The following is a 21210-nucleotide window of genomic DNA, read 5'->3' as shown; positions in this document are numbered from 1 at the left end:
GTCCTATTCCATTGATGGAATGAGGGGAATTGTCAGGGCATCTTCAGGAATCACGCCTGTTATGGATTGTAAGAACGCGACGATTTCTTCAAGTTGTGGCTTGCCGAGGCCTTTGCCCAACTGAACCTTGCCCATTATCCAATAGATCATATCAATCCAACCCCCAACATAATCGATATAAAAAATAATAATATCCCAACAATAATCTGGATGGTACGCATGGTGATTTTTTTGATCAGGCGCGAGCCAAGAAATGATCCCAAAAATGCTGTTAAGGTAGCAGCGATAACCAATCCAATCCCAACCTGATTCTGAATTACAGCAAGATTTTTTGAAAAGAAGGTGACCCCATAAACAATCAGACGTGATATATCTACGACAACAACGGAAACAACCGACGTTCCAATAAAGGATTCTTTTTTCAGTCCTGTCCTGATCAAAAAGGCGGAGCGCAGGGCACCTTGTTGACCTGACAGTCCTCCGAAGAATCCTGAAAGCGCCCCGCCGAGTGGAACATACTTCGGATGAAACTCAAGTTTTTCAAAACGAGGGCTGAGTTCTAAGATTGCGAAAATTGCTAAAAGAATAGCAATCACCAGCTTTACGGCCGTAATGGTAAAGGTTTTTCCTGCAAGATGGTATTCTGCAACGGGTTGAATATTTGCAAAATAGTTCAACAACAATGCCCCGGCAATGGCCATAATTGAGGCAGGGATAGCAAATTTAAGTACTATTTTAAAATCCGCCATCTTACCAACGAGTGCCAGCTTAAAGATGTTGTTTGCCAGATGGACGATGGCAGTTGTTGCAATGGCAATTTCTACGGGGAAAAAGATTGCAAAGGCGGGCATAAGGAGCGTTCCCAGCCCAAAACCCGAAAAGAGCGTTAAGGCAGAAACAATAAGGGCAATAGCACAGATAATCAGATAAACCATTTTTATGTCCTTTCCATTTTCAGAAACGATAAGACTCGAAGGAGGATTTACGATTTACGATTTTCTTTTAAGTTTCAAATCTAACATCGTAAATCTCAAATCCAAAATTACTTTATGTAACCCCACCCAAATATGATAAAAGCAAAGAGAACAACCAGTACTAATTTTGGGGCCAAACGCTGATGGTAGGTCTCAGGATTGGCCAAACGAGCTTCACGTATGGAGAAATAAATGCCCGTAATAACGAGTGCCATTCCTATAAGAGAAACAACAGATATTGATAAAAGAGGCACCGGTTGCTGAATAGCTTTTGAACTTATCCCTGAAGCGGTCATAATGCCCATAGGGTCTTTTAATGCATGAGGAAAGAAGCCTATCCAGGAAGTAAACTTTGCCAGTCCTTTCGCCATGTGTCCTGAAGAAACGATGACTGCTAAAGGAAGCGCCAGGAACCGCCATGACCTTATTACTACAAATGCATTATCGCTATTGAAAGCAGCCAAAATACCAAGCACAAACCATAATAGTAATGGATATATACCTATCATCCATACGCCCTCAATCCACCCTCCCACAGAAGAAAGACTAAAGTATTCTGTAAAATGATCAGGAAGCCAGAGAAACACGGATTGAGCAGTTTTCCATTCACTGCACAACTCCCCGGTTACAAATCCGGAAACTATTATGACAAAAATGGTGACAGGCCATGAGGCGGCGGGTTCGCGAACGTCTGATGGATGAAAGGGACGGCGCAAGATTAATTGCATATTATCAGGCTTGCACGCTTTTATGCACTGACCGCAGACAAGACAATCACGATTGCTGTTCAATTTCGGAGGATTCAGCAGACTTGGGCAGCTGCGTCCAGAAAGTTTGGTCCGGTTGCATGCCATAATGCAATCCTTGCCCGTACAGGTATTACAGATCCGGCCCGACCCGGCGCGTACCGCCAGCATCCCGCCTCGTCCGTAGGTACTTAACAAAAGTCCCACCGGACAGAATCCACGGCAAAAGGCACGGTCTTTTATAAAGAAACCAACCAGTCCAGCCGTCCCAAGCAATCCCCATAGAAACAATGAGGTATAAGCCGGAACGCGGTGCAGATGTGCACCGGCGACAAGTAATTGGATAAGGGCGTATATTCCAACGATCAACGCACCCGACCGTAACCACTTGCCAAGAACAAGTTGTTTGACTCCCAATCTTCGTGCAACTCGTTCGGTTCCATTGGCAACAAGCTCTAAAGGACACACCATACACCAAACCCGCCCGAATAAAACGGCAAGCCACACCATGGAAGGCCACCATAGTCCCCAAACCATTAAATTAACAATATTCGTCTTTGCGTAAAGTTTATCATTCACCCCTTCCGGTGCAAAATGGCCACAACCAATAACTGCAAGGGAAATAAATACCGCAAGCATCGTTGCCTGGAAAATATAAGGAAATCCTGGCCATAAAACCATCGACCGAATTGGCCGTATTCTTAGTACATCATATCCTTGATAATCAGAATTGTTTTTCATTTTCCTTTCACAACCTCGTCATATAATTCCTTCAACTTGACCTTTACCTCGTCGAGCAGCTCAAGACCGGCATGAGTAATCTTGTAATATTTCCGCTGTTTGTGTCGGACAGTCCTGCATTCACAGGTCAAAAGACCCGCTTCCTGCATCTTTGCCAACGTTGGATACAACGTACCCGGACTAAGCTTGTATCCATGTCTCCCTAGTTCTTCAATCAAACCAATGCCAAAGACCTCCTCTTTTGAGGCATGGTAAAGGATATGCATTTTTATAAATGCGAGATGGATGTCTCGTAACATGGATTCATTAATATTGTTCATAGATATCGGTTTATAATATCGATATTAGATATTACTGTCAAACAAAAAGTAATAATATTTTTACTGAAATACGGGAGGTATTATCGTATTTTAGAAATACAGAGAATATTATAATTCTAACATTCTCTTATGACTAAAATTCAAAAGAGGGAAATATCGTTCATTACCGGTTGACAAATCCTATGATGTTAAACGCTTTTGATATACTGAGAGAGATTCTTATAGAACAGATTAAAAAGGATGGAATCCTTGTCGATGCTTTGGAAGAATAAATTACAGGTGTACTTTAAAGGAGAAATAGTATGCAATTAAAATCCATTGGTTATATTAAAAGTCCCATTAAACAGCCAAAGTTTGGTGGGTGGCAGGACTCTATTACAGAAATAGTCATTGACACCAACTATGCAGATGGTTTGGAAGGGATTGATGACTATTCCCACCTTATCATCCTTTATTGGCTAGACAAGGTTGACAAGGGTAGAGTAAAACACTGGCGTAGTAGCTACAGGCTGAAGTTAGTGTTCCCCGTTTCTCTCCGTTTCCTTTGAGAGTGTCACAATATCTCAACCATACCCTATTTCCAGCATCTTCTCGTCAAACCGTACGTGAGGTTTTCCCTCATACGGCTTTCCTGTTCCCTTCTCAGCAAGGCATTATACACCTATCGACATGAAGCTGTTTTCGGGTGTAAGTATTGTATTCGATAATCATTATACAATCCCCATTCCTGATATATTACCTCCCTACTCCACCGCTTCCAGCCGAAGCCCTTGCGTTTCTTCCTCTTCGTGACAAACCGTCTCACCTTCTTCTCAGTATAATTCCTGACTTTACAGAAAGTACTGTTGCTATTGCCTATCCGAAAGTAATTCACCCAACCTCGTATTACTGCATTTACTGCCTGAATTACTTCTTTTAAAGGCTTGTTCCAGTTTGCCTTGAGCACTGCTCTTATTCTCTTGCCGATTTCAATGCACTTCTTCTTCCGCGGCGTCTTGCTGACATAGATCTTGCTTTTCCAATTGCGGTTCAGGCGTATATCAAATCCCAAAAAGCTGAAACTACCTCCCTTTTTGAGGTCTACTACCTTCGTCTTCTCCAGATTCATTTCAACCTCTAAGTTGTCCAGCTCTTCCTTGAGTCGTTTCTGTACTTTCTGGAGCAACCAGTCCTCTTTCGGATGCCCGTGCACGAGTATGACCATATCGTCCGCACTCCGTATAAAGCCAAGGTTATCATATCCTTTACGTCGGGTTACTTCCCGTGCCCGTTCCATCATCTCATCCACTTCGTTCAGGTAGATGTTCGATAGTAGCGGAGATATCACTCCACCCTGCGGCACTCCCTTCCGCCCGTTCGCATTGAGGATGAGTTTTAAAAGATGCAGAATGTCATCATCCTGCACCCTCCTGGCTATTTTTTCCAACAGTTTGTGATGCCTTATGTTGTCAAAATATCCGCTCAAGTCTACATCCACTACTCTGGTCAATCCGTGGAGTATGCCTTTTGTCACCCGATCTATCGCCTGATGTGCATGACGCTTCGGTCTGTACCCATAGGAACAGTCCTTGAAATCTGCCTCAAATATCGGCTCAAGTATGAGCTTCAGTGCCCCTTGGACTACCCGATCTCTTATCGTCGGTATTCCAAGGGTTCGGGTCTTGCCGTTGCCTTTCGGTATCTCTACCCGTCTGTTGGGCAACGGCCGGTACGTCCGTTCGAGGAGTTCCTGCCTTATCCCTTCCAGAAATCCTTCCAGTCCTTCCCTCTCGATGTCCTCAAAGTCCTTCCCATCGATTCCAGGTGCTCCATCGTTGGCCTTTGCCAGTCGATAGGCTTCTCTCAGAAGTTCATCCTTGCTGATATGACAGTATAATCCCCAAAACCTCCCGTGCTTGTCGGTCTTCGCCTTGATGTATATCTTCCTCCTCAGTTCCTGCAGACTTATGGAAGCATTTGTCATTCTTCCCTGCCTCACCTCTAAAGAAAGATTTAGATACAGCAGAGCCCTTCGCTCCGGCAAGGTTATGCTGTCCTTGCCATCTTCACTACTACGGACTCATCCGCCACCCTCTTGTCTTTCTGCCCACTTCGCCTTTTAACTTATAAGGCATACATTTGCTCCTTACGTTTCCGCAAGGGACAAGGAGGGTTTCCCCAGTTGATAGCTCCTCTTTCCATCCGTGTCGCCGCTGCTACCCCGCCACCGCCTTTGTATCGTCACGCCAGTATCAATACATCGGTTCTGCCTTCACCTAAATTGAAGAGGTTCGGCCAGTGGATATCAATCTTTACGAGGCTACTTCTACGTTCACTCTCGTTACAACCCGGATAGTTGCTCATGCCGCCTTGCGACACTTTGTCGATGGGCTTCAAAAGGTAACGTTTCCATCACCCCATGCCATCCAAGCTACATGGCTTCCGGCTTTTGCCATGACGGGACTTGCACCCGTTAGTAGGCGCTACCCTTCGTTGGGCACGCTCAAGCTTAAAATGAGACCCCAGGGGAAAAAGAGGTGCCGGAGGTGGTATATTTGCCTGCCGTTGTCCCTGGAGGTCCAATCCCATTGGCATGACTACGGTAAAAGTGATTGAAAGGAACGGGAATACCTTCAAAGTCAAAGGGTTGGATGTATTGGATGGAACACCCCTCATAGACATAAAACCGTATACCCCTCCCTATGATGCCGTTGAAGGAACGAGATATCCCGACTGGGTAAATAAACTCGAATATTGATCTTACTTTAAATCCTCCTATTTCTTTTTGATAACCTTCGTCATGTATCGTAAAAGGAGTAATCTGGACACAATTCCCACAACCTTGCCGTCTCTTAACACGGGGACGGCATGTATTTTTTTGTTCAGCAAGGCGGCGGCCACCTTGATTATCGTGTCGTTCTCACTCGCAGTAGCGGCCATAATCGGCTTTGACATAATTTCAGTAATACTTAAATTTTTGCACTCATGACATCTTTTGTCAAAATAATCTTCGCCCATAATCGAAAATAACGCATCACCCGTGTTTAAATACTTCGGCATAAGCACCTTTAAAAGATCCGTTTCGGTTACAACCCCGGCAAGTTTTTCATCCTTGTCAACCACGAATATGACATGAAATCTGATCTTTCCGAGCATCTCCATAAGGTTCAAAAATGTGCCTGAGATAGGAACTACCGTTGGGTCTGTACTCATAATGTCCTTAACCTTCATGAACTATTCCCCCCCTTCCACCATGAAAAAATATTTCGATCCTTATTAACGTGTCATATCAAGAAATAGAAAAAATGCACCCAATTGCAAATTTTATTATTTTTAATTTTTAATTACTGTTTTTTATGTTACTCTATTTTACGTTTTCAAATACGATAATCAATTATTTTCATTAAAAATGAGGAAACAAACGTTATGGTCTTTTGGATTGCCACACTGATATTTCTTGTGTCGTTTGGATTAATTGTCTCGGAAAAAATTGATAAAACAAAGGTGGCATTAATTGGCGCAGGGTTGATGATAATCCTCAAAATCGTCAGTCAGCACGAGGCCTTTTATGATGAACATTACGCGATAGATTATAATGTGATCTTTTTACTCATAGGCATGATGATTATCGTCGACATCCTCAGGAAAACGGGAATATTTCAATTTATCGCGATTAAATCGGCAAAACTTGCACAAGGCAGGCCTTTCCCGATCCTCGTTTTCTTTGCGTGTATAACTGCGTTTGCATCCGCGCTGCTTGATAATGTTACGACCGTTTTGCTTCTTGTTCCTGTCGCGTTGTTCATTGCGGAGGAGTTGGAATTGGACCCATTTCCTTTTATGATTTCCGAGGTCATGGCCTGCAATATTGGCGGCACAGCAACGCTCATTGGCGATCCCCCCAATATCATGATTGCCAGCAAGGTGCAGCTTACCTTTATGGACTTTGTTTATCATCTAACACCCGCCGTGTTATTCGTGTTTGCCGGATTTATCCTGACTATGAAATTCATCTTCGGAAAAAAGATGCATGTGAAAGAAGAAGTGCGGAAGAAGATACTTGCTATGGACGAATACGCATTGATTAAAGACATTGGTTTGTTAAAAAAATCTCTTGGTGTTTTGGGGTTGGTTATGCTCGGCTTTGTCTTTCATGGAATGTTTCACTATGAGCCGGCGACCATAGCGCTCGTCGGCGCGGCAGTGCTGCTCATCATTTCTAAAGAAGACGTGCATCACGTGCTTCGGGAATTAGAATGGTCAACCCTGTTCTTTTTTATAGGATTGTTTATTATCGTAGGTGGTGTTGTTAAGGTCGGCCTCATTTCAAAGCTTTCCGAAGGTCTGATAGCGCTGACAAACCCCAACGCTGAGAGCATGTTCACCCTGTCGGTGGTATTGTTGTGGTTTTCAGCAATAGGCTCATCGATTGTGGATAATATCCCTTTTGTGGCAAGCATGATACCCCTGGTAAGGGATACGGCAGAGGCCATATTGCCGGGAGGATGGGATATTAAACCCCTTCTCCAGCATGCAACCCTTATGCCCGTTTGGTGGTCTCTGGCGCTAGGCGCTTGCCTTGGAGGAAACGGCACCCCGATTGGCGCCTCTGCCAATGTTATTACTATCGGTCTTTCCGGAAAGGCGGGGTATCCCATAACCTTCAGAAAATTTCTTGTCTATTCAATACCAATTACCCTGGAAACACTGGTCTTGTCCACCATCTATGTTATCATCAGATATTATGTGTTCGTCTGATATCAGGGCCGCACTTTCCCGGCAATGTCACAACCCCCTCTGGCCCTCCTTTTGAAGGGTACTTTGTGCTAACCGGGAGACTTGCTCAAACAAAATGAATCCTATACCGTTCAACCATTGGAGGATAAAAAGGGTCGCTCATTCTCCCCGCTGTGCGGGTAGTTCTTAGCTTAGTTAAGGAAATTGAGATATATTCGCCGATGGAGGTGATAGAAAATGATTAAAGAAGATAAAAGTATGGAAGAAATTCATAAAATCATGGAAGACTTGCATAATAAGCGGGCTAAAATGAGTACCGAAGAGATAATAAAGGAAATGAAGGAAAGCGCTGAAAAAATCAAAAAAGAATACAATACAAAACTTAAAAGGCCTGTTCCTTTAACAAAACGCCCTCATGTGATAAGTTCTGATAGATGAAAGGTTTTAACCCTATTTTTCGCCATTCAGGATGGTTTTAGGGCTGGTATCTCTTAAAACTTGCCGTTTTGGAGGAATTTCAACATCAGGTTTTTCGGACAAATCCCCGTTTCCACGAGGACAGGTTCTATGCGCCATTGTCTTGTTATGGCAGACCAGGGAGCAAACTTGTCCTCATGAAAATGGGGAATTGTCTTTTATTGTCAATATATTAATCACTAATCAAGGCGACCTCAGTCATTCTGTCAGAATTCATCATCCTATTTCTTCTTTTTCTTTTTGCGCTTCTTGGCCTGTTTCAGACGCTTACGAATATGTTTAGAATCTTGCAGGTTTCGCAGCCTTGCAGCCTCTTGTTCCTGTCTCTTCTTTTCTCGGGTTTTCCAGGCCTTGTCTTTTTCAGATTCGAGTTGCTTGACCTTTGCCTCTGCCTCTAATGCGTGCTGTCTCGCCAACTCTTCTCTCTGTTGAGATGCTTCTGCCCGTCGCCAACCCATTTGTGCAACGAAGAATGGCTTCTCGAGGTCTGGAGTCTTGTCAAAGGCATCATCAATATCTCTGGTATATGTATCCTCGAGTTCGTTGATATAATTAGGTTCAAAAGATCGGACAATGAAAGCTTCGTATTGAAAAACGGTCTGCATTCAGCTATAGTAACTAACGTCTTTGTATCTATCTTTTGACTGTTCAATCAAAAACATGAACATTCGTGAGTTTGTCATGAACCATGAGGTTGTCATTCGCCTCGGTTTCTTTTTCGGTATCTTGGCGGTTATGGCTTTGTGGGAACTGGTTACACCCAGGCGGGTGCTCACAGCCTCAAAGGTATTTCGCTGGATTAATAATCTGGGAGTCGTGTTCCTGAACAGCTTCCTGTTGCGCATCATCTTTCCCACGGCAGCGGTAGGCATGGCGGTATTTGCTCAAAAGCACGGATGGGGCATTTTCAATTACTTCCAGATACCTCAGAGAATTGTCATCATAGTATCCGTGGTCATCATGGACTTCGCCATCTACCTGCAGCACGTGATGTTCCATGCTATTCCAGTCTTTTGGAGGATACACCGCATGCATCATGCAGACCTGGACTTCGATGTCACCACCGGCGTGCGGTTTCATCCTTTGGAAATCATGCTTTCCATGCTGATCAAGTTTGCAGTAATTTTGGTGCTGGGACCACCCCTGCTGGCGGTTGTCGCATTTGAGGTGGTGCTCAATGCAACGTCCATGTTCAACCATGGTAACGTGCGCATGCTGCACAGTGTAGACTATGTGCTACGGTGGTTCATGGTGACGCCAGATATGCACCGGGTGCACCACTCGATGGAGGACTACGAGGCCAACAGCAACTTTGGCTTCAACCTGCCATGGTGGGACCTCTTGTTAGGCACCTACCGGGCCCAGCCCTACATGGGCCATGAAGGTATGACGATCGGTCTCAGGGATTTTCGGGACACAAAGCATTGCGTAAATTTACGTGGCATGCTAGCGATTCCCTTTATCGGCAAGATTACGGGCTATGCGATCACGCATCGCACATGGGGGAAATCCACTGAAAGCCGTTAATCCCCTCTGTTTGACTAAAAATGATCTTAAATTGGAGAAAGATATTATGAAAATTGCATTAACAGGGATCACAGGATTTTTGGGTCATTATGTAGTAAAAAAACTCTTTGAAAGGGATATTCAAATTCTTGCCCTTATACGAAATACCAGCAACACCTTGCATCTCATGGATTATCAGAAAAAGATCACTTTTATACAGGGTGACATGACAGACAAAGAGACCTTGAAGAAATTTGTACAAGGCGCCGATGTAGTTATTCACATGGCCTATGAAAGAAATGGGGCTTCCTTCCATGAGGCGGCCAACAAAGACATTAAACGTTTTGTAGAGGCTAATCTGCTGGGCAGTATAGAACTCCTGGATGCCTCCAAACAAGCAGGCATCAAACAATTTATCTTTATCAGTTCCTGCGCAGTATATGGGTACATCTTTCCTCATATCAAGCTGGATGAATTACATCCTCTCATACCCGATTCGAATTATGGCGCCTATAAGGCATCTGTGGAAGCATTTTGTCATGCATATTGCATGACTAAGACCTTTGACACAACCATCTTTCGTCCGGTAGGCATCTATGGTATAAATCCACATCTTGCCCACTCTGCCTGGTACAATATCGTGAAGGACATCAAACACGGATGTAATGTAGAAGTTTCCGGGGGTGGAAAAATAGTAAACGTTGAAGATGTGATTCAGGCCATAGACTTAGCAATTAGCAACAAAGAGGCATCAGGAAAAATCTACAATCTGGTAGACTTTTATGTTGATAACATGACAGTAGCACAAATAGCCAAAGAATTTTGCGCTTCTCAATCCAACATCAGTGGCACACCCAAACAACCCATCCACACCATTGATAATACTCAATCTCAGTCATTAGGCGTACGGTACGCCGGGATTGAAGGATTAAAACGATATATTCGAGAATTACTTAATCTTATTTGACAAAATCAACACACCGCCCTTTTCTCGAAAAATTGCTTTCCAAATCAGAAAATTGTTTTCCGGAGATGAATGCCCCGACACCCGTTCGGTATCACTGATTTAGTCTTTAGCAACTCTCTATTGTACAGATTGAACATCCGCCTGACATACCATGCCAATTATTTGAATAACATTTTCTGAAATCATTATCTGTAGATGGCAGAGGCCAATTCCCGCTGGCAACTGCGTCTGGAATAGTTCGCGCCTGGATCATAAAGAATGCAGTGCCTGTCACTCCTTCAGACCATTTCACCTTTGTAAAAAATATTCTATTCTCCCTAAAATAATTTTTTATTATTCCGATAATCCGAGGTAACAAATGCAATGAAAAGGCAATAAATGCAAAAAGGTAAACGACTATGCAAAATCCTAATATCATGACAATAAAACAAGTCGCAGAATATCTGAAAATAAGTCCCCGCACAGTATACAAATTGGTAAAAGAAGGAGCAATTCCTTCCTTTAAAATAATGAATATGTGGCGATTTGAACAGTCTAAAATTGACCAGTGGATACAAGAAAAAAGTGAAATTAATAACTTCAAAGGAAACGGAGGGAAAGAACATGCCAAAAGTGCTAATAATTGATGATTCAGCAGTTATGAGGAAAATTATTCAGAGAAACATCCAGCAATCCGGCCTGATCGTGGATGAATTTGTCGAGGCGGGGGACGGAAGGGAAGGTCTTGAAAAAGCCACTTCCAATAATATCGATTTAATCCTCTGTGACTGGAACATGCCAAACATGACAGGAATAGATTTTGTTAAGGCACTCAGGGGATCAGGTCAAAAGAGCAATGTTCCAATTGTAATGGTAACCACGGAAGGCAGCGAGGCAAAGGTTGAAGAGGCAAAAAACAGCGGTGCTAATGGTTATCTGACAAAACCATTCACGCCGGATCAATTAAAGTCCAAATTAGGAAATTTTTTGCTTGTAAAATAGTAAAGATATCCCCCCGCTGAGCAATATATCCATCGCCCAATATCAGCGACACGGAATATGAATTAGAAATGATATTTTAAAAACCTAAAAAGAAAAGGAGAAAACAAATCATGGCGTTAGAAAGTATGATGGAAACTATCGCATTAGATATTACCGAATCTACAAAGACACTATTTGAAACAATGATTATGATGGACTTAAAGTATAACGAAGCCTCATTAGTAGATGATACACAAATAAAAACGGATGTAATTGGTATGGTGAGTTTCACCGGTAAATATCATGGTGTTATTGCCCTGTTTTGCTCGAAAAGGCTCGCATTAAAGGTTGCATCAACTATGTTGATGACAGAATTGACCGAATTTACGAGCGAGGTAAAAGATGCTATCGGTGAGGTGTCAAATATGATCGCGGGAAATGTAAAGACAAAGCTGACGGCTCAATACGGCGACATGCATCTCTCCATACCAATTGTAATTGCGGGAGAAGGTCTTTCTATCACCGCTGTAAACAATCACCCTGTTGTAGCTGACACAACACTTTCCTGTTTCAGCAAAGATCCCTGGCTCATGACTCCCTTTATCTCCAGCAACGAAAAGTTTAACATTGGTTTATTGCTTAAAGAATCAAATAAATAGTTATTCATCCTATAGTAACGAAAATGGAAAAACCCCTAAACAAAAAAACGTCTTCTAAGTTAGAGGAAACTCTTGTAAGTACATTCCCGAGAATTTGTACCGATTGTGGTAAACTAACGAATAAACAGTTTTTCCTGACAAATCCCGTATTACAAAGTACAACACTGAACTCATTCATTAAGAAGATTAATACAGATTATGTAATGGCAAAGCTGGCAATAGAAGAATTTTACGAAGGAGAATTGTATTTAATCTTTGCGATAAAGGAGGCAATTACCATAGGAAGTCTCCTGTTAACCCTTGAAGATGCTGTAATCCGCGATAATGCAGGCAAGGGCATTTTAGACAACGATTGTGCGGACGCATTTAAAGAATTTACCAACCAGGTCTGCGGTATGCTGGATAACGAATTAAGACCGAAACTACCCAAACCCATCCACTTGAAATTAACAAGTACGCTTATCATGAACAAAGAAAATGCAAGCGCCGCGCTCAATGAAGAAACCTTGAACGAAGAGTGTCTTATTCTGACTGCAACAATGCGAATTCTGGGTTTTGATGACGGTCAATTCATATTAAGCATGTCAAAACTGGTCGGCGAAGAGTTTTTTTGCGAAGTCATCGAAGAGAACAATAAGCAGTTCAAGGGCACGATACTGGCCGTAGACGATTCGAACACAGATTTACGAATTATTCGGAAACTTTTGAGCAGTGAATATAAAATATTGGTCACAGATAATCCAAATAGCGCTCTCTCCCAGCTTCAAAAAGACCATATCGACCTTGTGTTGATGGATATTTACATGAACGGTGTTGATGGTATAACACTCTGTGAACGCATTAAAAGAAACGCTATGTCCAACACAATACCGATCATTATGTGTTCCTCTTCTCCAACACAGAATAATGTAATACAAGCCATTCGCGCTGGTGCAGTAGATTTTCTTGTAAAACCTTTTACAAGACAAAAATTAATTGAAAAGATTAATAAGCACCTAATAAAAAACAACGTACTGTTAAATTCTTAGCAAGGGATTACCTTAACACTATGAAAATACGGAAGCCACAGATTTCACAGATGACACAGATTTATTAGTCATATTTATAATCTGTGCAATCTGCGAAATCAGTGGTTTTCTCTTAAAACCTGACTATTGAGGATATAACTATGGAAGACAATATAAATTTTATGGACGATGTTGAAATTGTTAAAGAATTTCTTGTCGAATCCAGTGATCACCTTGAAGATGTCGAATCTAAGATACTGGTGTTAGAAGAAAACCCGGAAGACGTGGATATTATCAACGGCATATTCCGTCCAATTCATAGTATGAAGGGCAGCGCGGGCTTCCTAGGTCTAAAAGATATCGGTAAAGTAAGCCATGAATTAGAAACCCTTTTAGACGAAGCAAGAAAGGCGAAAATAAAAATCACACCGGAAACTATTGAAATCCTGTATGAAGGCGTGGATATACTAAAAAAGCTGAGAGATACTATAGCAAATAAGATAGATAACAAAAATGCTTCAGCAGAGGTAATTAATTACCAGCCACTTTTATCGAAAATATTTGCTGTTTTAGGAAATAATCAAAATTCGTCTTTACAAAACGATACTGACACTCATTTTCCAAAAGTAATGCATATCGGTGAAATATTACTTGAAAGCGGAGATATCAGCAAAGATCAGCTGGAACAGGCATTAGAAGAGCAAGGGTGTAGAAAAAAACTGGGTGAAATATTAGTAGAAAAAGGAATAACCACACCTGAGAAAATTAGCAACGCACTCAAGGTCCAATCGATAATTGGCAAACCTTCGATTGAAACGGTTAAAGTTGATACCCAAAAGTTGGATAATCTCGTTAACCTTGTGGGCGAACTGGTAATAGCCAACGCCCTCATCAGTGAAACATTTGGCAACACCAGCAATGGTGCAAATAAAAACCTTTCCCATCTGAACAAAATCGTCAAGGACATACAGGACCAAGTCATGTGCATGAGGATGGTGCCTTTGAAATCAACATTTCAAAAAATGGTCAGACTCGTGCGTGATGTTTCTGCAAAAGTGGGCAAGAAGGTACGGCTGGAAATTTCCGGGGAGGATACAGAACTGGACAAGACGGTGATTGAAGAAATCGGTGACCCGCTTGTACATATCATTAGAAATTCAATTGACCATGGGATTGAATCTCAAGAGGAACGAGTAGCCAGAGGAAAACCTGCAGATGGTCTTGTGCGATTAAATGCCTTCCATCAGGGTGGTAATATCGTTATCGAAATTGAAGATGATGGTAAAGGTCTCTGTAAAGAGAAAATTTTGAAAAAAGCTATTGAAAAAGGACTGATCGAAAAAGATGCCTCTCTCTCCGAGCAGCAAATCTATAATCTCATCTTTGCCGCTGGATTCTCTACGGCAGACAAGGTGACTGATGTCTCAGGACGAGGTGTGGGCATGGATGTAGTAAAAAAGAATGTTGAACGCTTGCGGGGGAAGGTAGAGATTTCTACAGCAGAAGGAAAAGGCACCAAAATTTCCATCAAACTACCGCTCACCATGGCGATCATCGATGGCATGATTGTACAGGTAGGTCCGGAAAAATATATTGTCCCCATGCTCTCTATTGAAGAATCTATCCGTCCGAAAAAAGAAGACGTTTCTACCGTACAACAACGCGGAGAATTGATTAATGTACGTGGCAATTTGTTACCCATGGTACGACTACACTCCTTGTATAACGTTAAACCCAAAAAAATGAATCCCTGGGAGGCCCTTATCCTGATCGTTGAGGGTGAGGGGCGAAGGTGTGGAATCCTCGTTGACGACCTCCTGGGTCAACAGCAGATAGTCATTAAGAGTTTGGGAGAGCGGTTCTGCAATATTCGGGGAATCTCCGGCAGCGCCATACTTGGAAATGGACACGTAGGCCTTATCCTGGATGTCGGGGGTATTATGAGTATGGCTCTGAATTAAAAGGGCTGTGGTAATAGGGATCAGGGATCGGGTTTTAGGATAGGAGATAAGAATCTGACGACTTTATTCAAATTTAAAAATTAAAGATCAAAATGCAAAATGACAAATCAAAATTCAAAGATAAGTTCGAGATTTTAAAGACAGAAAACATTTCTTTCATTTTGATATGAATTTTTAATTTTTTATCTTTGATTTTTGATTTCCCCTGATCCCCGGTCCCTGACACCTGACACTGATAGCCGATCGCTAAAAAGTTACTTATTTTAAAACTACTTCATCATACAAACGCTAAGAAGGAGGTGCTATACACAAAAGCAGATGAGATCAAAAACTACGTATAGACCCACATTATTAATCCTTTAAAAGGCGGAGGATAATTGCATGAAAATGAATTTGAATACAAAAATTATCTCGTTATTTATCATAGGTGGTTTAGTGCCTTTGATTGCGATTGGAGTACTAAGTTATTATAGCTCCAGTAAGGCGTTGGAAAAACAGTCGTTTAACCAGTTAGTTTCCGTGAGAAATGTCAAACAAGCCTTTATTAATGACTGGTTTTCAAAGAGAAAGTGTGATGCAGTAACTCTTTCAAGAAATGAAATGGTCATTACTGCCGTAAAGGAATTCAAAAAGGCATTTCATCAGATGGGGACGGAAAAAGTGCGGGACTTGTATATCATCAAAAATCCATTCCCTACAGGTAAAAAATTGGAATATTTCGATGCGCAGGACGGCAGCGATTACAGCAAGTTGCACGCCCGTTTTCACCCTATCTTCAAGCAATACCTTGAAGAATATGGATATTACGATATTTTTCTTGTTGATGCTGAAACAGGAAATGTCGTTTACACGGTTTTTAAAGAACTGGATTTTGGCTCGAATTTAGTTTCAGGACCTTATAATACGAGCAATATCGCAAAGTTATATAAGGATGTTAACGCTGCGGATACTCTCAATGATCGTAGCTATGCAAAACTGGCTGATTTTGAACCGTATGCCCCTTCGAATGGAGACCCGGCTTCTTTTATTGCCAGCCCAATTTATGACGGTAACCAGAAGGTCGGCATACTTATCTTTCAGATGCCTATCAATAAAATTGATGCAGTCATGCAAGAACGCTCAGGCATGGGAGAAACGGGAGAAACCTACTTGGTAGGAGCGGATAAATTGATGCGTTCCAATTCAAGATTCTCAGAAAAACCAACAGTTTTGGTTAATAAGGTTGATACAGAGGCGGTAAAAGAGGCCATTGGAGGTAAAACTGACTGTAAGGTTCTTAATGATTATCGTGGCATACCTGTTTTGAGCGCTTATGCACCGTTTCATGTACTCGGCATGAATTGGGCAATTATAGCCGAGATAGACAAGGCAGAGGCGTTTAAAGCTGTTGCCGACTTACGAAAATGGATGATTATCGTTGGAATAGCTTCGGCAGGCTTTGTAGCTGGACTGGGCATCCTTGTCGTCAAGATTACCAGCAAGATATCAAGTCTTTTCAGATCCCTTCTGGATGATCTGACCGAGAGTTCTGCACAGGTAGCATCCGCTTCAGAACAGATCTCCTCATCAAGCCAGAGTCTTGCCCAGGGGGCATCAGAACAGGCCGCCTCCATTGAAGAAACTTCATCATCCATGGAAGAAATGTCTTCAATGACCAAACAGAATGCTGAGAATGCCCATAAGGCATCCGAATTGGCAACCTCTTGCTACCATTCTGCACAAACAGGCAACGAGTCAATCACGAAGGTAAACGATTCAATGCAGGAAATCAATGAAAGCAGCAACAATATCGTAAGCATTATCAAGGTTATCGACGGTATTGCCTTTCAGACCAACCTCCTGGCGCTCAATGCAGCTGTAGAGGCTGCGAGGGCTGGTGAACATGGAAAAGGTTTTGCGGTGGTTGCCGAAGAGGTGCGGAACCTTGCGCAGAGGTGCGCCAGCGCAGCAAAGGACATTACCCGATTGATTGAAGACAGCGCAAAGAAGGTTACCTCAGGTACTGATCTTGTCAAACAATCAAGCGAAATCCTCAAAGAGATCGTTATAAAGGCAAAGAAGGTTACCGATCTTGTAAATGAGATTACGAACGCATCAAATGAACAGGCAGATGGAATAGACCAGGTCAGCAAGGCCATTACCCAGATGGACCAAGTTACGCAACAAAACGCCGCAAATGCCGAAGAAACGGCGTCATCCAGTGAGGAACTCTCAGCACAGGCAGAGAGCTTAAAAGCGCTTGTGGAAAGAATCGCAAAAGAGGTTGGCGCTGGAAAGGAAAAAAAAGAAGGTTCAATGAAGGAGGATGCGCAATCGTCAAAGAAAGATGTGTTTATTCCTTCCATCAGAAGAACCTTATCCACCCGGGAAAAGGCAGGCCGCATTATTACGAGAGCAAACAAAGACGAAGATAGCAAAGAATCTAAACATGATACACTGGACGAAACTTTGCAAGAAGAGAACGGCAAGAAATATGCCATGTCGACTACCAAGTCTAATCGTATAATCCCCATGTCGGATGATGAATTTAAAGATTTTTAGTCCAGGTGTAAATTAGGCCTTCGGCGGTTTTCTCAATGTAGAGCGACAAGGCTCGTCGCTCTACAATCACATCTTTGGAATTTCTTAACTCAAGAAAGGAGAATTAAATGGCAATTCAATGGACTGAAAATTTGGCAGTGGGCGTAGACATGATTGATAATCAGCATAAAGGAATATTTAGCAGGGTAAACAATCTGCTGAGCGCGATGGCACAGGGTAAGGGAAGGGATGAAGTGGGTAAAGTAATAGCCTTTTTAGCAGATTATGTCGTAAAGCATTTCAGTGCTGAAGAGGCGATTATGGCCAAGAATAACTACGATGACCTTCCATCGCAGAAGGCAGAGCATGCGCAGTTTATAAAAGACTTTTCTGGCTTAAAAAAAGAATTTGAAACAAGAGGTGTTACCCCACATCTGGTAATACAGATACAACAAAAGGTATGTAACTGGCTGACGAATCATATCGGGAACGAAGATAAAAAAATTGGTGCGTTTTTGAAAATAAAAGGATGACCTTCGTGCATTTGTTGAGAAGAAGAGGAATTTCAATCTTTTCTCGTTAAGCTATGAGTAACCACACCCCTTGCCCCTCTCAAGAGGGGAATTTGAGACCCCCCTCCTGGGAGGGATTGAGGGGTGGGTAAAAAAGCCATAGTTGGGTGCGTCCTACGCAAGCCATGTTCTTATCAATGAGGGGATTACAGGATGGGTGAAGCGCCAGATGATAGGGCGGGCAATGCCCGCCATAAATAATCTGCACCTTAAATATTAAATTATCACATTTAACTAAGCGAAAGGAAAATCTTATGCAAGCAGTAATGGAAAAAGGGAAAAAATCAGATGCCTTGGAGTCGCTGTCGCATGAAGGAAAATACCTGACCTTTGTGCTGTGTGGCGAGGAGTATGGCATAGAGATACTCAAGGTAAGGGAAATTATAGGCATTATGAATATAACACCTGTACCACAGACACCCGGTTACATGAAAGGGGTAATTAATCTCCGGGGAAAGGTGATCCCTGTAGTAGACCTGAGGTTAAAATTTGGATTTCAGGAGACTGACCATACAAAAGAAACATGTATTATAGTAGTGGAAGTCAAAAACAAACTCACAGGAGTCCTTGTAGATACAGTTTCGGAAGTACTTGATGTTCGCGGCGAGGATTTGGAGCCTGCACCTCATCTTGGAGAAGGCATCAATACTGAAATCTTTTTAGGCATGGCAAAGATAAAGAACAAGGTAAAAATTCTCCTTGACATCGATAAGGTCTTAGGCACCGAAGAGATCAATATGGTTGAGAGTTTGACAAGTGTAAGTTAATTTTGGATCCTTTCGTAAGAAAGGTGGGTAAATTTCTTATAAATGTAAAGGTTAAAAATCAAAATTCAAAGATGAATTCAAGAGACGAATTTATCGATATACCCTTGAAGCAATTAAGTTTATTGATGAGTTGCCGAAAGAGAAAACCAGTGAGACCATTGGTAATCAACTCCTTCGGAGTGCCACCAGTATTGGAGCTAATATGGTAGAAGCAAACGCTGCAAGTTCAAGGAGAGATTACACCAATTTTTTTAATTACGCCCTAAAATCAGCCAACGAGACCAAATTTTGGTTGGGGTTACTCAGAGATTCAGGCAAAGCCGATAAAAACAGGGCTAACAAACTTTTGAAAGAAACGACCGAGATTGCCAATATATTAGCTTCCAGTATACTTACCTTGAAAGGGAAGAGATAATCTTTGCATTTTGATCTGTATTTTTAATTTTTTACATTTCATTTTTGATATTTATGGTTTCCAGATTCTGATTGTTCACAGCTTAAACAAAAAAACGGGAGGAAAAAATGATTGGTAAAATGAATATGATGACAAGACTCATTGTTATGATCATTGCTGTCATTGTGGTCTCGACAACCATCTTGACGTATATCAATACGAAAAGACAAAAGACACAGATGTTAGCAGAGGTACAAAAGCAAGCGAGAATGGCAGCGGATCAATTAATTTCTACAAGAAAGATAATTGCAGAGAAGCAAAAGGCAATAAACACAGACTCAAAAGGTAATTTTGAATTCAAGGGTGTAATCCCGGCAGTTTTAGGACGAGAGATTGCTGAACACTTTAGTCAAACAACCATCTTTAAGATGAAACAGACGAGTATTAAATACAGAAACCCCTCGAACAAGCCTGATGCATGGGAGATTCATCAATTAGAAAGATTTGAGAGAGACCCGGATTTAAAAGACATCTCAGAAATAGCAAAATTAGAGAACGGTACGGAGGTTTTTCGATTGATGGTGCCCCTGAAAATCGAAGAGGCATGCCTGAAGTGTCATGGTGACCCTGCAACGAGTTCCACCGGGGATGGCAAAGACCTGGCAGGCCGACAAATGGAGAATTACAAACTGGGAGATATTCGTGGCGGAATAAGCGTAACTGCACCGATGGCAGCCGTAAATGCAGCAATTGCCTCGAATAGAAATTTCAACATCATTGGAAATGGAATTTACGTGATTCTGATAGGAATGATAGTCTTTTTTATCGCCAGAAATATCATATCCCTGCTTAAGAGACTGGTTTATAATTTAAAAAATGGCGCCGAAGAAGTTTCTTCGGCAGCAAACCAGATCTCGTCTTCCAGTCAGTCTCTTGCTGACGGGGCATCGCAGCAAGCTTCTTCCATAGAAGAGACCTCTGCTTCGATTGAAGAAATGGCCTCAATGACAATGAAAAACGCTGATAATGCAAGGGAGGCCAATCAACTTGCAATCAAGACAAAAACATCCGCAGAAAGTGGAAATGAGGCCCTGGATACCCTGCAGACAACTATGCGGGACCTAAATTCAGGCAATGACAAAGTCCTATCGATAATCAAATCTATTGATGAAATAGCATTTCAGACGAACCTTTTGGCCCTCAATGCAGCGGTTGAGGCAGCAAGAGCAGGGGAGCATGGAAAAGGATTTGCTGTTGTTGCAGAGGAAGTACGCAACCTTGCGCAAAGGTGTTCCGTGGCGTCTAAGGAAACTGCGGACTTAATCAACTCGAGGGTAGTAAGCACCGAGAATGCCGCAAAGATTGCCGATAAATTTGCAGCCAATCTTAAAGAAATCGTAACCGAGGCAAAAAAGGTAACGGACTTAGCTGGTGAAATTGCCGCTGCCTCGCAGGAACAGTCAGATGGAATTGGTCAAATATCCAAGGCAGTTACGACCGTGGATACGGTTACACAACAGAATGCTGCAAATGCGGAAGAGTTAGCTTCATCGAGTGAAGAATTATCTGCACAGGCAGAGAACCTGAAGGCTATTATCCATGAGCTGGCTGTGGAAATTGGGAATATTGATGATGATTTGAAATCCTTTGAAAAACCACAACTTCATCCGTATTTCGAAAAGAAATCTCAATTTTCGAAGAAAGGAACTTCTGATAAGAAAAGTAAGCAAACGATTCAGATCAAAAAAACCAACAATTTTTCAAAGCCGGATGATAAAGTGAACGGAAATGGCTCTAAAAAAAGCGAGAGAGTTTTAACCAGGACGCCGGAAGAATTGCTGCCCCTCAGTGAAGATTTCAAGGATTTTTAGTACCTGTAAAGTTTAACTACCCGGTGTTAGCTGAATAAAACATACTGTGGTA

24 protein-coding genes are annotated in these 21210 nt (G+C 42.1%); 17 read left to right on the top strand and 7 right to left on the bottom strand.

Translation table 11 applies throughout. The features are described 5' to 3' along the window. Nucleotides 1-3: 3 nt before the first annotated feature. The 4 genes from BROSI_RS20020 to BROSI_RS15775 form a co-directional block, all read right to left on the bottom strand. Nucleotides 4-150, bottom strand: coding sequence for a hypothetical protein (locus BROSI_RS20020; protein WP_157842571.1), 147 nt, complete (start codon nt 148-150; stop codon nt 4-6). Then, nucleotides 147-935, bottom strand: coding sequence for a sulfite exporter TauE/SafE family protein (locus tag BROSI_RS15785; protein WP_052564734.1), 789 nt, complete (start codon nt 933-935; stop codon nt 147-149). The genes BROSI_RS20020 and BROSI_RS15785 overlap by 4 nt, the downstream gene beginning before the upstream one ends. A gap of 107 nt (nt 936-1042) precedes the next feature. Next, nucleotides 1043-2461 carry a 4Fe-4S binding protein gene (locus BROSI_RS15780; RefSeq protein WP_052564733.1) on the bottom strand — a complete coding sequence of 473 codons (1419 nt, stop codon included), beginning with the start codon at nt 2459-2461 and terminating at the stop codon, nt 1043-1045. After that, nucleotides 2458-2781: a PadR family transcriptional regulator gene (locus tag BROSI_RS15775; protein ID WP_200891771.1), complete on the bottom strand. Its 324-nt coding sequence runs from the start codon at nt 2779-2781 to the stop codon at nt 2458-2460. The genes BROSI_RS15780 and BROSI_RS15775 overlap by 4 nt, the downstream gene beginning before the upstream one ends. Before the next feature lie 302 nt (nt 2782-3083). On the opposite strand from BROSI_RS15775, the gene BROSI_RS15770 reads away from it, so the two are divergent. Beyond that, entirely contained in the window at nt 3084-3329 is a 246-nt protein-coding gene (locus tag BROSI_RS15770) for an SAM-dependent methyltransferase (protein ID WP_052564731.1), read from the top strand. Between the two features lie 113 nt (nt 3330-3442). Here BROSI_RS15770 and ltrA read toward each other — a convergent pair whose 3' ends face one another. Beyond that, entirely contained in the window at nt 3443-4744 is a 1302-nt protein-coding gene (gene ltrA / locus BROSI_RS15765) for a group II intron reverse transcriptase/maturase (RefSeq protein ID WP_052564730.1), read from the bottom strand. 314 nt (nt 4745-5058) lie between these two features. On the opposite strand from ltrA, the gene BROSI_RS20015 reads away from it, so the two are divergent. Continuing rightward, nucleotides 5059-5376, top strand: coding sequence for a hypothetical protein (locus tag BROSI_RS20015; protein WP_157842570.1), 318 nt, complete (start codon nt 5059-5061; stop codon nt 5374-5376). After that, complete coding sequence (locus tag BROSI_RS19285; RefSeq protein ID WP_230400702.1) at nt 5354-5518, top strand: TrmO family methyltransferase domain-containing protein; 165 nt, start codon at nt 5354-5356, stop codon at nt 5516-5518. Before BROSI_RS20015 ends, BROSI_RS19285 begins: the two co-directional genes overlap by 23 nt. A gap of 17 nt (nt 5519-5535) precedes the next feature. Here the strand turns inward: BROSI_RS19285 and BROSI_RS15760 are convergent, their stop codons facing one another. Beyond that, entirely contained in the window at nt 5536-5991 is a 456-nt protein-coding gene (locus BROSI_RS15760) for a CBS domain-containing protein (RefSeq protein WP_052564729.1), read from the bottom strand. A 195-nt stretch (nt 5992-6186) separates the two neighbouring features. On the opposite strand from BROSI_RS15760, the gene BROSI_RS15755 reads away from it, so the two are divergent. Further along, complete coding sequence (locus tag BROSI_RS15755) at nt 6187-7518, top strand: ArsB/NhaD family transporter (protein WP_052564728.1); 1332 nt, start codon at nt 6187-6189, stop codon at nt 7516-7518. Between the two features lie 216 nt (nt 7519-7734). After that, complete coding sequence (locus BROSI_RS15750) at nt 7735-7935, top strand: hypothetical protein (RefSeq protein WP_052564727.1); 201 nt, start codon at nt 7735-7737, stop codon at nt 7933-7935. 260 nt (nt 7936-8195) lie between these two features. On the opposite strand, the gene BROSI_RS15745 is transcribed toward BROSI_RS15750, so the two are convergent. After that, on the bottom strand, nt 8196-8579 hold the full coding sequence (locus tag BROSI_RS15745; protein ID WP_052564726.1) for a hypothetical protein: 384 nt from the start codon (nt 8577-8579) through the stop codon (nt 8196-8198). Nucleotides 8580-8634: 55 nt separating this feature from the next. Between BROSI_RS15745 and BROSI_RS15740 the strand changes: the two genes are divergently transcribed. The 12 genes from BROSI_RS15740 (at nt 8635) to BROSI_RS15680 (ending at nt 21158) form a co-directional block, all read left to right on the top strand. Then, nucleotides 8635-9501, top strand: a complete 867-nt coding sequence (locus tag BROSI_RS15740) for a sterol desaturase family protein (protein ID WP_052564725.1) — start codon at nt 8635-8637, stop codon at nt 9499-9501. A 46-nt stretch (nt 9502-9547) separates the two neighbouring features. After that, nucleotides 9548-10447, top strand: a complete 900-nt coding sequence (locus BROSI_RS15735; RefSeq protein WP_157842569.1) for an NAD-dependent epimerase/dehydratase family protein — start codon at nt 9548-9550, stop codon at nt 10445-10447. A 398-nt stretch (nt 10448-10845) separates the two neighbouring features. Beyond that, nucleotides 10846-11073: a helix-turn-helix domain-containing protein gene (locus BROSI_RS15725; protein WP_052564722.1), complete on the top strand. Its 228-nt coding sequence runs from the start codon at nt 10846-10848 to the stop codon at nt 11071-11073. After that, nucleotides 11051-11428, top strand: coding sequence for a response regulator (locus BROSI_RS15720; protein ID WP_052564721.1), 378 nt, complete (start codon nt 11051-11053; stop codon nt 11426-11428). The genes BROSI_RS15725 and BROSI_RS15720 overlap by 23 nt, the downstream gene beginning before the upstream one ends. A gap of 110 nt (nt 11429-11538) precedes the next feature. Beyond that, nucleotides 11539-12066 (top strand): chemotaxis protein CheX, encoded by a 528-nt coding sequence (locus BROSI_RS15715; RefSeq protein WP_052564720.1) that lies wholly within the window; start codon nt 11539-11541, stop codon nt 12064-12066. Between the two features lie 23 nt (nt 12067-12089). Next, entirely contained in the window at nt 12090-13094 is a 1005-nt protein-coding gene (locus tag BROSI_RS15710) for a response regulator (protein WP_052564719.1), read from the top strand. A gap of 140 nt (nt 13095-13234) precedes the next feature. Then, a complete protein-coding gene (locus BROSI_RS15705) occupies nt 13235-15034 on the top strand; it encodes a chemotaxis protein CheA (protein WP_052564718.1) in 1800 nt (599 codons plus the stop codon). A gap of 381 nt (nt 15035-15415) precedes the next feature. Beyond that, nucleotides 15416-17575 (top strand): methyl-accepting chemotaxis protein, encoded by a 2160-nt coding sequence (locus BROSI_RS20240; RefSeq protein WP_052564717.1) that lies wholly within the window; start codon nt 15416-15418, stop codon nt 17573-17575. A gap of 107 nt (nt 17576-17682) precedes the next feature. Further along, nucleotides 17683-18087: a bacteriohemerythrin gene (locus BROSI_RS15695; protein WP_052564716.1), complete on the top strand. Its 405-nt coding sequence runs from the start codon at nt 17683-17685 to the stop codon at nt 18085-18087. A 293-nt stretch (nt 18088-18380) separates the two neighbouring features. After that, on the top strand, nt 18381-18893 hold the full coding sequence (locus BROSI_RS15690) for a chemotaxis protein CheW (RefSeq protein WP_052564715.1): 513 nt from the start codon (nt 18381-18383) through the stop codon (nt 18891-18893). Nucleotides 18894-18981: 88 nt separating this feature from the next. After that, nucleotides 18982-19308: a four helix bundle protein gene (locus BROSI_RS15685; protein ID WP_052564714.1), complete on the top strand. Its 327-nt coding sequence runs from the start codon at nt 18982-18984 to the stop codon at nt 19306-19308. 107 nt (nt 19309-19415) lie between these two features. Beyond that, nucleotides 19416-21158 (top strand): methyl-accepting chemotaxis protein, encoded by a 1743-nt coding sequence (locus BROSI_RS15680; protein WP_052564713.1) that lies wholly within the window; start codon nt 19416-19418, stop codon nt 21156-21158. The last annotated feature ends 52 nt before the right edge of the window (nt 21159-21210 follow it).

Origin of the sequence: Candidatus Brocadia sinica JPN1 (assembly GCF_000949635.1) — a bacterium.
Classification (GTDB): domain Bacteria; phylum Planctomycetota; class Brocadiia; order Brocadiales; family Brocadiaceae; genus Brocadia; species Brocadia sinica.
This window is presented reverse-complemented; position numbering and strand designations above follow the sequence as displayed.